This window comes from Vibrio celticus (assembly GCF_024347335.1).
GTDB classification, from domain to species: domain Bacteria; phylum Pseudomonadota; class Gammaproteobacteria; order Enterobacterales; family Vibrionaceae; genus Vibrio; species Vibrio celticus.
The window spans coordinates 103,596-119,723 of the sequence record NZ_AP025464.1 but is presented as its reverse complement, the minus strand read 5'-3'; the positions used below and the strand labels follow the sequence as shown (position 1 = coordinate 119,723).

Here is a 16,128-nt window from a genome sequence, read left to right as displayed (position 1 = left end):
AATCCTAAAAAGAAGAGGGGTGGCAATCCGAGAAGACTGCCACACAAAAAATCATTACCACCAAGTTTCAAACATAATGCCAACAGTTGTCGCGTTTTTAGTACCTACTTCGGTTATATATGGATTGTAACCAGCCTGCCAATCACTATACCCATTGTCGAAGCTTTGGAACGCTAAAGTATTGGTATCGAGCTGACCGTAAGTGGCAAATAAGCGAATCGTTGGGCGGTCCCAATACCCATTGCCTAGATGGATATCTTGAGCTAATGTAACTTTTGCTGATGAATTAGTACCATCTCCCCCTTTCGCCGCACCCGTAGCATTCACTTCAAAATCCATTTGGTCGTATGCCACTTCAAGCTTTGTGGAGAATTTTTGATTCCATTTATAAGTGCCGCGAACTACAGCTTGATTCCAGGTAGTTCTTTCATATGGTAAGTCCCAGTTAATCGCAAGATCTTGTACATCGTCACCATAAGACGCAGTTTCATGAGACAGCAAGTATTCAACTCGAATCGAATCAGTAATTTCTTGCATACCGTCAAAGAAGCCACCATATTGATAGCTCGGACGATGTAGCCAAGATTGCGTCATAGAAGTACTTGTTTTGTGACTGTAACGTACAAGTAATCGATTAAAATCTGCCCATTCGCCTTGTTTAAGAGAAAAACCTACTTGATATGAATCGGGGTTGTCTTCACGTGCCGAACGGGTGTACTCCCCTCCAGAAATGTGGGATTTCATATCTGAATCAGAACCAAAGTAGCGGCCGTAATTTACGAATACGTCTCCTTTCACGTTATCGGTAATAGGTACGCTGTGAAGGTTTACGTGAAATGAAACATTTCCGCCACTATAGCCTTCAACCGAATCGGATTTACACTGGCCTAGTGAATCTTTTTCACAGAATTCATGCGTAGAGCCACCAAATCCATCCTTCACTACACCAAGATCTAAAAGACCAAATCCCACATCATAGTTATCAACACCACCACCAATACCATCTTGGTTAACATGTTGGTATGAGTTTAATGATGCTTCGTAACGGCCGTAATACCGTTTACCCATCCAAAGCGCTGCATTTGGGCTGTTATCAAAAATACCCGTACCATGTACCCACCATTCATCAAGATAAACGTAACTTGATGGTGGCTTTGATGGGTCTTCATAATCACTTGCACCTGTAAATAAATTTACATGAGTAACCCAATTCATATCGTTTGCACTTATGCCATAATCCAAATGGAGTTCAGCTTGACTGCCTTGGTTTCCAAGCTTACCAGTTGGTTTATAAGGGTTACCTGCAGTTTGAATAATATTCACACCATTATTGGCACGTTCAGCTTCTTTACTTACAAGCTGATCTTCTGTCACGCCCACAACAGCACGACCGTAGCCTGAAAATTTGAAACCATCTAAATGCGCTGCGTCACCCGCCGCTGCCGGCGCGCATACGCTACTTACCGCTGCAGCGACAAGAGAAAGTGAAAGAATTTTCCTTTTCATTTTTATTTACCCGTTAAAGTCGTTAATTAATCGGTTTACTTATAGAGAAACTAATACATCTGATGTTAAACAGCCGCCAAATCCACTTAACCAATATCCCGCTTCATGTTGACAAGTTTACTTACTGGTCGCCCAATTTAACGTGATGGAAGTAGCATTTCGATTTTACAATTTTTTTTTGATATGAAAATTTTGATCACGAACGTCTTTTTGCCACTCTAAATTGCACAAAAACACCATAAGTCACAAAAGTACCAATAAAGAAAAAAGGGGGAGGATAATACAATCAACTGAATTTATTGTTTTTTTATTAACTTCCTTACGAACCCTGAATGTTGCCTACATCAATACCTGTTGTATCAAAAAGGTATAACAAAACATATAAATCAGCAGACCAAAAATCGAACAACTTATTAGAAAGGAAGCACATGAGTCAATAAACGAGAGGGGAAATGGCATTATTGAGGTAGTTGTGCAGAATCCAATTAAAAAAGCCTGCTATTGATTAAACAATAAAACTGGCTTTATATTGATGTTTTTCAATTAATTAGTTAAAGTTTAGGTAAAATGTTTTCTTTTCTAAATATTGTTCAAAACCATATTTACCATCCTCCCCCCCCGTACCGCTTAATTTATACCCATTATGGAAGCCTTGGTGCTGCTCACCATGACCACGGTTGATGTATACCTCACCAGACTCCAGTTCAGACAATAATCGGTTAACATATTTCATGTTATTCGTACAAACCATAGCGGCAAGACCATAGTCACTGTCGTTCGCATAACCGATCACTTCTTCGAACGTATCAAATTGAATGACTGGCAAAATTGGACCAAACACTTCTTCGTGTGCAATCGTCATCGTTTGAGTCACATCGGTAAGTACCGTTGGCTGGAACCAAAAACCTTTTTCAAACCCAGCTCCTTGAATTTTGCTGCCCCCGAAAGCTAACGTCGCACCCTCGTCAATCGCTTGTGCGACAAGTTTTTCCATATGCGCTAATTCACGCGCATTCACTTTGGGTCCCATATCGCTTAAAGGATCCATTGGATCCCCCACTTTAATTGACGCCACTTTATCTACAAAAATACGCATGAAGTCGTCGTAAACCCCACTGTGCACATACATACGCTCATTACAGGTACAGACTTGACCACAGTTATCAAAACGCGAGTGTAGAGCCGCTGCAGCCGCTTGTTCAAGGTTGGCATCTTCCATGACAATGAAAGGCGCTTTACCACCAAGCTCGAGCTGAACATGTGCCATATTATTGGCAGATGCTTTAATAATCGACTGGCCTGCTGGAGTACTTCCTGTCATCGAGACCATATTGGTTAATCTATGTCCAACTAACGCATTCCCGAGTGTTCTTCCCCCACCCGTGACAATGTTCAATATGCCCGCGGGAATACCCGCCAGCTCGGCTAGATAACCTAACTCAAGTGTTGCTAAAGGCGTTTCTGACGTCGGTTTTACCACGATGGCATTACCAGCAACCAACGCAGGTCCAATTTTACGACCAGCTAACGCGAGTGGAAAGTTCCAGGCGGTTATCGCAACTACGACGCCGCGCGGCACTTTATGGATCATAATTTGTTCATTCTCATTATCAGACTGAACGATATCGCCATCCATCTGCCTCGCCCAGTCACACGCATATTCGATAAATGAACTGGTTACCTCTACCTCAACCAGTGCAACACGGTGCAGTTTCCCTTGTTCTTTAACGATTAACTTGGCTAAGTATTCTTTATTGTCTCTAATTAGTTGTGCAAAGGTACGCATGATGTCTGCGCGTTGTCTGGCGGGCTTGCGAGCCCAAGAGGCTTGGGCTTTTTTCGCTACGTCTAAAACCCAGTCAGCATCACTCTCGTCAGCATTTTGGATTTCCGCAATCACTTCTTCCGTTGATGGACTAATCACACTCTCTATTTGCTTGCTTTTCGCATCAACCCACTCACCGCCGACATACATTTGATAACGTTTCATCTTGGTCTTACCTCTAAATTAAACAACAAAATTGGTTGAACAAAAGATAACAGCACCTTTGCCAATTCTAAATAACCTAAGTCACATTACCGAAAATTCCTTAAAAAAGTGAACTCACCGCCAAACTGGTTGATCTATCTCATAAAATTGGAAATCAAATTTAAACTTTGGATAACCAAAAGACAAAGGTCACAAATCAGTTTAAAACTAAGCGCTAATCTATCTGCTGGAAATTGTATGACACTAAAAAGGAAACGTTATGTCACTTAGTAAAATAGGCTACAGCGTCTTAGCTTTGGCTATTATCACCGCAGTCGGATGCAACAGTAGCTCAGATAGCGGTGAAATCCCTCCAGGAGGCCAAAACCCAACCACGCCATTACCCGCTACTGTTGAAGTGGGCAAAAATATTGATGTTGATGTTGATATTGCTTCGCCAGATTCACTTCAAGCTATTGAGCTAGAAGTTACTATTGACTCTGCTTACGCATCTATTTCTGTATTGCAGGGAAAACAAGTTCTTTTAGATCAGGTCGATATTCCAAGTTCCGGCGATCATTCTTTACGATTGATTACTCGGCTAAATGATACTGCTGCACAATCTGATAGTGATGTACCTTTTACCATCGCTGTCAGAACTGGTTCGGTAAGGGTCAAGTCGATGACCGCTGCACCATTGGTTGATGTCGCTCTGCCTCAATTTACAGATGCCTCTCAAGACGTTGGATTGGAGACGGAGGTCTCGTTTAAATACGGTGGTCCTTCCATTGGTGATATTGAGGGCAATGGCTTCTACGATGCTATTCTAAACAACCACAATTTCATCGCTCCGCAAGTAGTAACTAACACCTCAGGTGCAACCGTTACTGTTGAACCTATTTTCCCTTATGCTCAAGATTATCACGGTACCGCGCTCGGTGATTTCACCAACGATGGTAACCTAGATCTTATGCTTGCTATGGGTGGGGCCAACGGTACCAGTCCATCTTCCTACATCCTCTTCAAAAACGACGGTAAAGGTGGATATGTTCAAGTTGACAACAACGGTGGTATCAATACCCCCGCTCGCGGACGTGCTCCACGTTGGGTTGACCTAAACAATAACGGTCTATTAGATCTGGTTCTCATTAACGCGACGACACCTAATTACGATGGTCCTATCCAGCTGTTTTATCGCAATAACGGCGACGGTACCTTCGAGCAAGTGCGTATCCCTGGCATTGAGTCGACGCCATCTGAACGCGTATTGATTGTTGATTTTGACAACGATGGCCAACAAGACCTGCTGTTGTTTTCCCCTCTTTCACTATGGAAAAACAATGGTAACTTCTCTTTTACCAACGTGACGAGTGAACGTTTGCCTGCAAGCGCTCAAAACCTATACCAGGTCCAAGCAGCTGCAGAGGTGGACTTAAACAATGATGGGCTATTCGATATCTACCTATCGCGTGGTCTCCCTGAATATCAGATGTCTCGTAAGTCTTACGATTACAACCCGGTCACAGAAAAATTTGATGTCCGTGATGATGGTGAGAAAGGTGAGACACTCGTTGATATTATGACAGAAGAAGGGGCGACGTTAACACTCAATGAACTAAACCTTACCTATCGTCAGTATGATGATGGTTATCCAATTTACCTTGGTGATGCAAAAGAGAAAAAATGGGTTTATGCCACAGGCTTCCAAGACAGCCAACTTCACCCAGATATGAAAGATGCACCACACGAGCTTGATATTAAACCAAAAGATGCCGCTGGTTTCCCAGAAAACCGAGACCAAAATGGTATTTATATTGGCTACACTGGCAACGGAAAATGGAAAGTTGAGTGGGTAAGAACTCAAGATGTTTATTGGAACGTTTCGTTCTCTCTAGAAAACGTTACAGGCGTTGAAACGGATTGGGCACCAACGAACCGCAACGTTAGTGATATGCTTCTTATCAACGAGGGCGATAAGTTTGTTGATGCAACACAAGAGTGGAATGTACCTGCGGGTGGTAACCACTGGGGTGTTACGTTTGGAGACTTTAACAACAGCGGTTGGAACGATCTGTTTATCCATCGTTATGGCTTCTTAACAGAACGTGTTTCTGACCTTTTGTTGGTTAACAACGGCAAAGGGCAATTTGAAACAACTACGATTCATGGTGCACACGATGTAACGGACCCTGGACATGGGGATATGGGACAAGCATTCGACTTTAACCGCAACGGTCAAGTTGACTTGCTCAATGGTAGTAATGAAGAAGGTAAGTGGTACTTGTATAAAAACACAACCACGAGTTCGAACAACTACCTCAATGTCGATGTTGGCTACAGCCCATTTGCAAACATTGATCCACTGGGCGCTCGCATTGTTTTAGAAACAGCGTCCGGTACCAAACCTTCCCACCGAGTTGGTTCTCGTGGTGAAGCGTTCTCCCAAGGCGTCATGAACCTAACCCATTTTGGTCTTGGTACTAGTGAGCAAGTTGATAAGGCGACCATCATCTGGCGAAATGGTGAAACGGTCTCGTTTGATAAACCAGCGCTTAATGGCACTTTGGACTCTGAAGACGGTATGGCGCCAACACCAACCGGCATTACATTGGATCGTGAAGATAAAAAGCTTCGTGTTGATGAGACCTATGAGTTGACACCTACTTTCACTCCATTAAACGCTACACCGGATGTTGTATACACTAGTAGCAATGAAGCGGTTGCCAGTGTCAATGCCTCTGGTGTTATCACTGCTAAAGCGAACGGTGATGCCGTCATTACCGTGACTTCTTCAGTAGCAAGTAGCGTAAGCCAAACAATCGATATTTCAGTAGGAGACTTTGACCCAATCTATGTCACTGGTATCGAGATCGAACATGATGGTACTCCCCTATACGTTGGTCAGGAGGTAACGCTAGACGCCGCACTGGAATCAAGCGACCCAACTGAAAAACCCGACGATGTATCCATCACGTGGACGACTTCTGACTCAGCGGTCGCGACCGTAACTGAGATGGGTGTCGTATCAGGTACTGGCGTTGGTGAAGTAACGATTACCGCGACTGCAAATGGAAGTGAAACACCAGATGCTGTTCAAGACTCAATTACTTTTGACTCCGAGGACTTTGTAGGAAGTAGCATTAATTTTGACAACGATTGGAAATACAAAACTCGAGCAAACCCAATCAACAACCCAATGGAGGTTACATTCAAATATCACGCTGGTTCTAATAGCGTTATACCAGAAGGCGTGAAAATTTACTTGCGTCGTCTCCAAAGCCCAAGCTGGGGCCTTGTCTATGATTTTGCTGGTCAGGGAACAGGTAATCAGTACGATGTCGTACCTGAAACAGTAGGTAGTCAAAGTGGAACGGCAACTTACTCTCTTGATCTTCCGTCTTACCAAGATAATGGATTGGTACCAACGAAAGACTTGGAAAATGGTGATTTCTACTACTTGTACGTAGAGTTCTTAAATGATCGAGGTGAGAAGAGTGATTGGGGGACTCAACCAGTCTGTATTACAGAAGCTGGCGATAATAATCCATGCTAAATAGCGATTAAATCGTAGTACCAAGCAACCGGAAACCTACCCATAGGTTTCCGGTTTTTTTTTGAAGAACTTGGTTTGGCGCGACATTGGTTTGGCTAGACAATAGCGTTCAAAACGAAAAAAATCGGAACCTAAAACAGGTATCCGATTTTTTCTAGAGAGTCAGGAAATGTCTAATTCATACTTATTTTTAATGACAATAAGCTATTTGGACTAGCCCCTTATATCAACTGTTCTCGATATCTAAATCAAGAGCGAAGAAAAAGTCATCGAGTTCCTCATCAACCCCTTCTGACGATGCTATCTTTAATAACTCGACCTTACTGTTCTCAATGTGCTGCCAAACGGCCTGCTTCGCTTCTTCCGCAGAGCGTTTTTGTAAAGCCATCAAAATACGTTTGTGATCGTTAATCCACTGAGTTTGTAGTCGCTCTTCATGAAGATACTTGTGGTTTAACTCACGCCAAAGAGGGTTTTCAATACGTACCGTGTTCCACATCTCTGCCGCTTGACGAATCAGTACACGATTTTGGGTCGACTCAGAGATCAAATGGTGAAACTGTTCATCAAGTTGTTCGAACTTTTCACTATCACCGTTAATTTCATTCTCTTGCTGGATAAGCACCTTTTTAAGGTCTCTAAGTTCATTGAACTTGATCTGCGTCGCGGCGAACCCTGCGATGTTACTTTCAATAATCTGTCTAGCCTGAAGAAGCTCAAAAGGACCAATATCACTTTTAGGGATAAATGCACTACTGGACGCTTTATCAGGAGAATCAATGAAATAGATACCTGCGCCTTGTCTTACAATCACTAGACCTTTGAGCTCAAGCATAATGATAGCTTCACGGATCGTCGCGCGACTCGTCTCAAAGCGGTCACTCAGTTCGCGTTCAGAGGGCAACCGTTCACCAGCTTTAAATACTCCAGAGTGGAGCAGCTCCTCGATTTGAAGCCCAATGTCATAGTATCGTCGTTTAGTGTTATTTGATGCAATCATTCAGTCTTCCAGAGGTGGTCGGTATAATTCGGTCAACCGATTTTACTTTAATATAACCAATTTTACCACCAAATACAGCATAGCTATGCCATCAGTGTCACAGATTTTTGCAATACAATAGGGTTACAGTGTTGAATATTCAGAGTTCGTGATAAATACCTGACAAATAATCATGCTGTATCATTAGATAATTAAAAAATACAAATACGCTGACCAAATCACACATACATTCACCAATGAAACATTTTTGGTTTACCAGTGGTGCTAATTGGGTTATATTAGGGTCATATTATTTGTACTCGCTGAGGAAACTATGTCTACTTTACACAGCAATCTTTACATCGATGGTCAATGGCTAAAAGCCTCTAGCTCAGAGACTATTGAAGTTATTAACCCTAGTAATGAAACCATCGTGGGTTATGCACCAAAAGCGACGAGAGAAGATGCTCAAAAAGCACTTGTGTCGAGTGATAAAGCGTCAAAGGCATGGGCAAAGCTTCCTGCCCAGACTCGTGCTAACTATGTCTCTAAACTCGCCGACAAACTCGAAGCGAACACAGAGTCATTCGCAAAGCTGTTAACCACCGAACAAGGGAAAACACTTTCGGACGCTCGTGGTGAGGTCGCAGGTTCAGTTGGTTTTCTTCGTTACTCAGCTGAATCAGCTCGACGTATCGAGGGAGAGATAGTGACAAGCGAAAACCCAAATGAGCAAATCTGGATTCAACGTGTGCCTTTTGGTGTTACTGCTGGTCTACTTGCATGGAACTATCCGTTAGCACTTGCAGCGAGAAAACTCGGCAATGCATTAGTTGCGGGCAATACCATGGTGATTATGCCTCCAGCAGATACGCCACTAGCGGTTTTAGAGTTTTCAAAGCTCATCGCTGAGTGTGATTTCCCTAAAGGTGTCGTTAACATTATTTCAGGTGAAGGTGCCGTTGTCGGTGACGAATTAGTTCGAAACCCATTAACCAAGTTAGTAACACTAACAGGAAGCTCTGAAGTTGGCTCAATACTTTATCGTTCAGCTTCTGAGAATATCACCGCGCTGAATTTAGAACTTGGTGGTAAGGCGCCATTTATTGTGCTTGACGATGTCGATGTTGATCATGTCGTCGACCTAGCCGTGAAGTCTGGTTTTGGAAATTGCGGTCAAATTTGTACATCTAACGAGCGTATGTACATTCATGAAGCAATTTACGATGAGTTTATGACAAAATTCATTGCGAAAACAAAGCAACTAAAAGTTGGTAACCCGCTTCTAGATGACACCGATATTGGCCCTAAAGTCAACGCAAGAGAGATTCAAAACCTTACACGTATGGTTGAGCGTGCAAAAGAACAAGGCGCGGTGATTGAACTTGGCGGTGGAAGACCTGATGGGGAAGAGTTTGACCAAGGTTTTTGGTTTGCACCTACGGTTATCACGAACGTGACCAATGACATGGACATCATGAAAGAAGAAACATTTGGACCGATTGTAGCAGCGATGCCAGTTAAGAGCTTTGAACAAGCGCTGGAGTACGCCAATGATATCGACCTAGGCCTTTCTGGTTATGTTTATACCAACGATATGCGTAAGATCATGCAGGCGGTCAACGAGCTTGAAGTCGGTGAAATATATGTCAACCGACCGAATGGTGAGTTGTTCAACGGCTTCCACACTGGTTTCAAACGCTCTGGTATTGGTGGAGAGGATGGTAAACACGGTTTAGAGGGTTATTTACAGAAAAAAACTGTGTACGTCAATTATCAATAATCCATTCATTATTTAGTAATAACTAACTTTAAAAAGAAAGCATCGCTATTCCGATGCTTTCTTAGAGTAACAATTAATGCAAACTCCATTTTCATCGAATAGATGATAATTATTGCATGACAAATACAGCGTTATCTCTTCAAATTGATGTACTCCAGGCCAATGCACAATAACATCGTTTTTACCCACAAATTGCCCAAATACACCCGATTTCTAACTGGCATACCTAGGCCTATGACCTTGTTCATGGCTTTGACGTTCGCAAATGCTTCACCAACTTAAGCGTTGTAATTTCTCAAACCTAATTGGCCATTAGTTAACCCTTTGTATCGAGATATTGTTGTTTCAGATATTGAGCGGTCATGTCAACCAGAGCCTGCTTGCCATTGGACTAAAGCACCATCTTTTAAAGCTTGTACTGCTTCGTCTCTTGCATGTCCACCTTCCCAATACCCTGCAGTTTTACAGGGCGGTATTAATGGAGTTATCTCTGTTCGTTGCAACACCTTATGACACTCTTTCGTATCATACGCTCCATCACCTGAAACTGCGTGAAACTTCCTTCGAGGTGGGTTGAGTAGTGTTGGTCGTACCTCACTATCTCCTACATTGACTAGGTTTACCTCAGCGCTGATGACTTCATGTGTATCTACTCAACAGCAAGGTGGATTTTTCGCGACGTTCTTCGCTTTTCATAGCCGAGTTTTCTGACTTTCCATTCGCCTTCACCGAACACTTTGAGGTCCGTAGAATCAATAGCTATAATTTCTATACTCGTTCCTACTCTCATAAGAGCTCAGATCGTAGTTATATCCCGTCACCCGACTGCGTATTCGTTGCGCTTTCAAAACAAATCGTCTTAGGCATGACATGGCAACCGAGGGCGGTCAAATAATCTCGGTCTTCCACTATAAGCTACCTCCGTGCTGGTTTTTCTATCAAAACCCACAATTGGTTGATAAAAAACATAAAAAAGCACAAGAGATTAACCAATCGTGATCAATCATGCAGATTTTGGGTTACCTTTAGTTGATTATTGGTTTATCTTTTTTTCATAGGTAACACCCAATGAACCATCACACTAAAAATGCCATCCGATACGCGCTAATTGTAGCGCTGGGTGGATTCGTCTTTGGCCTTGATGCCGCAATCATATCGGGAACCATTCGCTATATTAGTTTGGAGTTTGGTTTGTCTGATTTGCAGATCGGCACTGTGGTAGGTGCACCAAGCCTTGGCGCGATCATTGCACTATTTTTCGCGGGTAAAATAGCCGACGCGTGGGGGAGGAAAAAAACCCTCATACTTATTGCAGGTTTGTATGTCTTTTCCGCAATAGGTTCCGCATTATCAACCAATTATGAGGTTTTAGTCGCCGCGCGATTTATTGGTGGTCTTGCCTTTAGTTCTCTCTCTTTAGCCTCCATGTACATTGGTGAGGTTGCACCTTCACGACTACGAGGGAAGTTAGTGTCATGTAACCAATTTAACATTGTCGTTGGTTTATCCATGGCTTATTTCATTAATTACTACCTAGTCATCAATGTCTCTGAGAACATCTACTTTCTCTCATCAGAAGGTATCTGGAGAACTATGCTTGCATCAGAACTTGTTCCCGCAACCCTTTGGTTTGGGCTATTATTTACCGTCCCAGAATCTCCTCGCTGGTTAATCACTAGAGGGAAAGTTAAGGAAGCAAAAGAAGTACTTAGCAAACTGTACACGCCCGATGAACTGATGGGTATCGTGAAAGAAATCAACGCAACCATGCTAGAAGACAAACAACCCGCCTTTGGTCATCAACTTAAAAGCCTTATAACACCGAAGTATCGGACCGCTTTGATTATTGGTGTAACGATCGCCATTGTACAAGGCATCACGGGAATGAATGCCATCTTATTCTATGCGCCTACGGTTTTTGAACAAGTTGGATTTGGCGGTAATGCGGCCTTCCAGCAAGCAATCTATATAGGCTTAACGAGCGTCATATTTACCATCATTGCGATAATTTTTATCGACAAATTAGGACGCCGCCCATTACTACTGCTTGGTCTAACTTGCGCAGTTCTTAGTCATCTTACATGTTGGTATGGCTTCAATAGTGCTAAGTTTGAGCTAACCAACACTAACATTGAGCAACTGTCAGAAACCATCGATGTTGCCCCTCTCACATCACTGAAAGGAATCGTCTTTAACAGTGATGTTGAATTTAAAGATACTTTATCAGAGGTCTACTCTTCGATTGAATTGGTACAATATGAAGCGAGCATTATTGAAAAAGCGATCACCGTTAACTCCTATTTAATCTTATTTGGAATTCTTGGTTTCATCGCTGCGTTCCATATATCAATTGGACCTATTATGTGGGTTCTTTTCTCTGAGATATTTCCCAATTCAGTCCGTAGTGCTGCTATCCCTATATGTGCCATCGTTACTAGTATTGCGAGTTACCTAATTCAACAATTCTTCCCATGGCAATTGGCCAACTTTGGCGCAGCAAACACGTTCTTAATGTATGCAGTGTTCAGTGGTCTCGGATTAGTGCTAATTAGTAAACTACTACCTGAAACTAAAGACAAATCGATTGAACAGATAGAGGTGTTGTTGTCAGCCAATCGAAAGTCCCATAAGAAATTAGAACAAAGCAATAGCTATTAGAAACTTAAGGCCAACAACGTGTTGTTGGCCTTACTTATTTTTGTACAAATTTTCGCATAAATCACATTAATGATACGAATAACATCAATCATTGGGCTGCCAGTTAAATACAATTGGTTGATCACAAAACCCATTGGTTGAAATGTGTATGCTTCTTTTGTTTAGCAACGTATTTTGAAGGGATTAAAGGAATGAAACATACATTTACTCTGGCGACGATAGCGACAGCTCTTGTTTTGGCCGGTTGCGGCGGTGGCTCAGGTGACGGCCCCACAGACCCAGGCGGACAAAATGGCGTAGCACCTCCTCAGGCTGGTCCTGACAGTTCAACCACATTGACTGATATTTCCACTCTTGGTTACGGTTCTGTTTCCGAAGACCCTGAAGACGTCCATCGACTAAGCGTGCCCGCATTTGCAGGTGTTGGAAAAAAATGGCAAGAACGGACTGATATGTCTGATGACTTTCAATACGAGTTTGAAGCGACATCAGAAAGACAGGATTTTGGTGACGGGCGTTGGTACAACTTTTATCATTCTAGTTGGGATGGTCCAGGCGCAACGTATTGGCAGCATGACCACGTTACGGTAAAAAATGGTAAAGCCGAGTTTCATGTCTCTCGAAGTGACAGAACCGATAAACAAGATAAACCCGGTATAAATGCCGCGTGTATTTCTTCAAACCAACAAGTGCAATTCCCTGTCTTTGTTGAAGCAAGTGTCAGTATGTCAGATATTTCTCTAGCTGCTGCAGTGTGGTTACTTAGCCCGGATGATACTCAAGAAATTGATATTCTAGAATCGTACGCAGGCAGCGCAAACGGCAATACTTATTTTTCAAAATTTATTCACCTGAGCCACCATTCTTTCATACGACAACCTTTCACCGATTATCAACCTCGTGATAAAAATAGTTGGTGGAAAGGTTCGAATGACGATCATCATATGGGCGGTCATGAAAGTTGGGGAGAATTTACTTGGAATAATGGTAACCGTCAGTACATACAAATTGGTGTGAATTGGGTCAACCCCTATCATTTTGAGTACTACATTAATGGTGAGTTAGTTCGAGTACTTTATAACAATGCATTTGCGACGAAAATGTACTCCGGTAGCGCTCCAACGTGGCATTACAGTTATCCAAAAGTGGATAGTAATAATGACTTAATGAATGACAATACCGGTTATCAAGCGGTCGAGGTTTATAAACAAAATAGTAATGACTTTAATTTTGATTACCTAAAACAAGCCAGTGAGCGCTCTCCAGCTTCAGTCATTGATCCTTATAACTATCAACAGGGCAAAGGTTTCCACAAACCAATGGACATCATTATAAATAATGAGCTCCAAAGTTGGTGGGAACATGACCCAACGGATAATGAACTGGCCGATACTTCTGGTAAAAACGTTATGCTTGTCGATTGGGTCCGTGTTTTCAAACCCGTTGCTCAATAAGACCAAATAATCCACTTTGCCAAAGCTTGAGACTCTACACAAGCTTTGGCATTTTTTGTTTATGATTTGATATCACGGATGCAATCTCAATGAAAAAGAACACCTTTATTATTACATCGATCGCTATTGCCTTAGCCGGTTGTGCATCAACAAACAGCAAACCGGCATTAACAGGCTATGAACGTGTTATTTCGGCCCAACCCGGCCCAAACAGTACAACTGAGCTGACTTCTGCGTCGAAAAACGGTTATAAGGCCATTGGACTTGATCCAACCTCCGGTGACTACTTATTACTCGATGTTCCGGCGGCAGCTGGCGACCAGCAGCAATGGCAAGCACAAACTCATATCTCTGATGACTTCAAGTACACATTCGAGCGAACCTCTGAACGTGCTGATTTTGGTGATGGTAAATGGTACAACTTTTACCACAACGCTTGGGATGGACCAGGTGCCACCTACTGGAAACACGATCACATTGGTGTCCAAGACGGTAATCTTGAATTCCACCTATCACGGAACCCAAGTACAGAAAAACAAGGAAAGCCGGGAGTTAATGCAGGATGTATCACTTCGAATACTCAGGTGTTGTATCCTGTCTTTGTGGAAGCAAGTGTAAGTCTTGCTGATATTTCACTCGCAACGGCAGTATGGTTACTAAGCCCTGATGATACGCAAGAGATTGACATTCTTGAAGCGTATCCTGGAAAAGACAACAATAATGGTCATTTCTCACAATATATTCATCTTAGTCATCACTCATTTATTCGTGACCCGTTTACAGATTACCAGCCTCGAGACACTAACAGCTGGTGGCTAGGCGATCGTGAAGGTCACGCAAGTTGGGGAGATTACACGTGGAACAATGGCGATCGTCAATACATTCAAATTGGCGTTAACTGGGTGAACCCTTTTCACTTTGAATACTATATCAACGGCGAACTCGTTCGTGTTGTCTACAATAATGCCTTTGCCACAAAAATGTTTAATCGTGGTGAGTGGACATGGACTTACAGCTACCCAAAAGTGAACGGCAACAAAAAGTTGTCTAACGATGGTAAGGGTTATCAAGCGGTTGATATCTACAAAAAAGAGCAAGGAGAATTTAACTTTGCCTATTTAAAGCAAGCAAGTGAACGCTCACCGACTTCGGTTATTGACCCATACAATTATCAAGATGGTAAAGGGTTCAACAAGCCAATGGATATTATTATTAATAATGAACTGCAAAGCTGGTGGACATCAAACCCAACGGACGAAGAGCTTAGTGATACCACAGGCCGAAACAAAATGTTAGTCGATTGGATCCGCGTCTTTAAGCCCGTCAAAAAATAGTCACGACGTCCTATCTGCAGATGTCTCATCAGTCACTTGCAGGTAGGACGCACGAAATGCAATCGGCGTCACCCCTCCTTGTAATATTTTAAACTGCCGATGAAAAAACGACATATTTTGGTAACCACATTGATCGGCAATTTGTTCTACGGTCAGTCGAGTCGATATCAGTAGAGTGCACGCCTGACTTATTCGGTATTCGTTGACAAACTGAGTAAACGTCTTTCCAAAGGTTCGCGCAAAGAATTTGCTAAAAGACACCGGCGTCATATTGGTTAATGTTGCCATATTTTCCGCCGATATTTTTCGCACATAATGCTCGCTGACGTAATCCAAAATAGCAATAATTCTTTTATCCGCAACCATAGAGGGTGTGACCATTGACCCCTGCCCTAATGGCATGACGTTGGTTTGCATACTCAAGTCATGCAATAAATCAATAAACCCTAACATTCGTTTAAATGGACTTTTCAGTTGTAACTCAATGATACGACTGCCAAGGGCATTAGAATGATGAAAAGATAACCCAGCTTTACACCCTTCAAACATGGTTTTGATACTCGTAAATTCTGGTTTTTCGAGCCAATTATCACCCAGAAAACGATTATCCCATTGGACAAATATCGACTTCACACCACTTTGTGTCCCGACATTACTTTTCCAACAATGCGGAACGTTTGGTGCAATCAAGGCTAGTTCGTTGGCAACGAAATGACGAACAGTGTTACCAGTATAAGCCGAACCCGTTCCCTCAATAATATAATTAAGTTCCCATTGCGGATGGTAATGCCAAGGAAAGGTAAAGCTGGTTTTTTCATAACGATTAAAAAACAGAGACTGCTGTTCCGTGTTAGGTACATGTTCAAGTATTGGTCTCATTGTATCCCTCAAA

9 protein-coding genes and 1 pseudogene are annotated in these 16,128 nt (G+C 42.5%); 5 read left to right on the top strand and 5 right to left on the bottom strand.

The window, feature by feature from the left end:
• Positions 1-54: 54 nt before the first annotated feature.
• A complete protein-coding gene (locus tag OCV19_RS16795) occupies positions 55-1,506 on the bottom strand; it encodes a carbohydrate porin (protein WP_065676863.1) in 1,452 nt (483 codons plus the stop codon).
• A 547-nt stretch (positions 1,507-2,053) separates the two neighbouring features.
• On the bottom strand, positions 2,054-3,496 hold the full coding sequence (gene aldA / locus OCV19_RS16790) for an aldehyde dehydrogenase (RefSeq protein WP_065676862.1): 1,443 nt from the start codon (positions 3,494-3,496) through the stop codon (positions 2,054-2,056).
• 259 nt (positions 3,497-3,755) lie between these two features.
• Here aldA (OCV19_RS16790) and OCV19_RS16785 point away from each other — a divergent pair, with 259 nt between their 5' ends.
• Positions 3,756-7,028 carry an FG-GAP-like repeat-containing protein gene (locus tag OCV19_RS16785; RefSeq protein ID WP_065676861.1) on the top strand — a complete coding sequence of 1,091 codons (3,273 nt, stop codon included), beginning with the start codon at positions 3,756-3,758 and terminating at the stop codon, positions 7,026-7,028.
• A 226-nt stretch (positions 7,029-7,254) separates the two neighbouring features.
• On the opposite strand, the gene OCV19_RS16780 is transcribed toward OCV19_RS16785, so the two are convergent.
• A complete protein-coding gene (locus tag OCV19_RS16780) occupies positions 7,255-8,028 on the bottom strand; it encodes an FCD domain-containing protein (RefSeq protein ID WP_065676860.1) in 774 nt (257 codons plus the stop codon).
• Between the two features lie 313 nt (positions 8,029-8,341).
• Between OCV19_RS16780 and aldA (OCV19_RS16775) the strand changes: the two genes are divergently transcribed.
• On the top strand, positions 8,342-9,790 hold the full coding sequence (gene aldA / locus OCV19_RS16775; RefSeq protein ID WP_065676859.1) for an aldehyde dehydrogenase: 1,449 nt from the start codon (positions 8,342-8,344) through the stop codon (positions 9,788-9,790).
• 209 nt (positions 9,791-9,999) lie between these two features.
• Here the strand turns inward: aldA (OCV19_RS16775) and OCV19_RS16770 are convergent.
• Positions 10,000-10,553 (bottom strand): annotated as a pseudogene (locus tag OCV19_RS16770) (IS5 family transposase); the annotation flags it as partial.
• 305 nt (positions 10,554-10,858) lie between these two features.
• On the opposite strand from OCV19_RS16770, the gene OCV19_RS16765 reads away from it, so the two are divergent.
• From OCV19_RS16765 to OCV19_RS16755, 3 genes are all read left to right on the top strand, one after another.
• The gene (locus OCV19_RS16765) at positions 10,859-12,448 is read left to right on the top strand and encodes a sugar porter family MFS transporter (protein WP_065676858.1); all 1,590 of its coding nucleotides are present in this window, start codon (positions 10,859-10,861) and stop codon (positions 12,446-12,448) included.
• Between the two features lie 191 nt (positions 12,449-12,639).
• Positions 12,640-13,902, top strand: coding sequence for a LamG domain-containing protein (locus tag OCV19_RS16760; protein WP_065676857.1), 1,263 nt, complete (start codon positions 12,640-12,642; stop codon positions 13,900-13,902).
• Between the two features lie 89 nt (positions 13,903-13,991).
• Positions 13,992-15,236: a LamG domain-containing protein gene (locus OCV19_RS16755; RefSeq protein ID WP_065676856.1), complete on the top strand. Its 1,245-nt coding sequence runs from the start codon at positions 13,992-13,994 to the stop codon at positions 15,234-15,236.
• Here the strand turns inward: OCV19_RS16755 and OCV19_RS16750 are convergent, their stop codons facing one another.
• Positions 15,237-16,115 carry an AraC family transcriptional regulator gene (locus tag OCV19_RS16750; protein WP_065676855.1) on the bottom strand — a complete coding sequence of 293 codons (879 nt, stop codon included), beginning with the start codon at positions 16,113-16,115 and terminating at the stop codon, positions 15,237-15,239.
• Positions 16,116-16,128 lie beyond the last annotated feature (13 nt).

What these genes read in the sequence shown, in the direction of transcription:
- OCV19_RS16795 (WP_065676863.1), bottom strand. Translation starts at nt 1,506, where the DNA reads ATGAAAAGGAAAATTCTTTCACTTTCTCTTGTCGCTGCAGCGGTAAGT.
- OCV19_RS16785 (WP_065676861.1), top strand. Translation starts at nt 3,756, where the DNA reads ATGTCACTTAGTAAAATAGGCTACAGCGTCTTAGCTTTGGCTATTATC.
- aldA (WP_065676859.1), top strand. Translation starts at nt 8,342, where the DNA reads ATGTCTACTTTACACAGCAATCTTTACATCGATGGTCAATGGCTAAAA.
- aldA (WP_065676862.1), bottom strand. Translation starts at nt 3,496, where the DNA reads ATGAAACGTTATCAAATGTATGTCGGCGGTGAGTGGGTTGATGCGAAA.
- OCV19_RS16755 (WP_065676856.1), top strand. Translation starts at nt 13,992, where the DNA reads ATGAAAAAGAACACCTTTATTATTACATCGATCGCTATTGCCTTAGCC.
- OCV19_RS16780 (WP_065676860.1), bottom strand. Translation starts at nt 8,028, where the DNA reads ATGATTGCATCAAATAACACTAAACGACGATACTATGACATTGGGCTT.
- OCV19_RS16750 (WP_065676855.1), bottom strand. Translation starts at nt 16,115, where the DNA reads ATGAGACCAATACTTGAACATGTACCTAACACGGAACAGCAGTCTCTG.
- OCV19_RS16760 (WP_065676857.1), top strand. Translation starts at nt 12,640, where the DNA reads ATGAAACATACATTTACTCTGGCGACGATAGCGACAGCTCTTGTTTTG.
- OCV19_RS16765 (WP_065676858.1), top strand. Translation starts at nt 10,859, where the DNA reads ATGAACCATCACACTAAAAATGCCATCCGATACGCGCTAATTGTAGCG.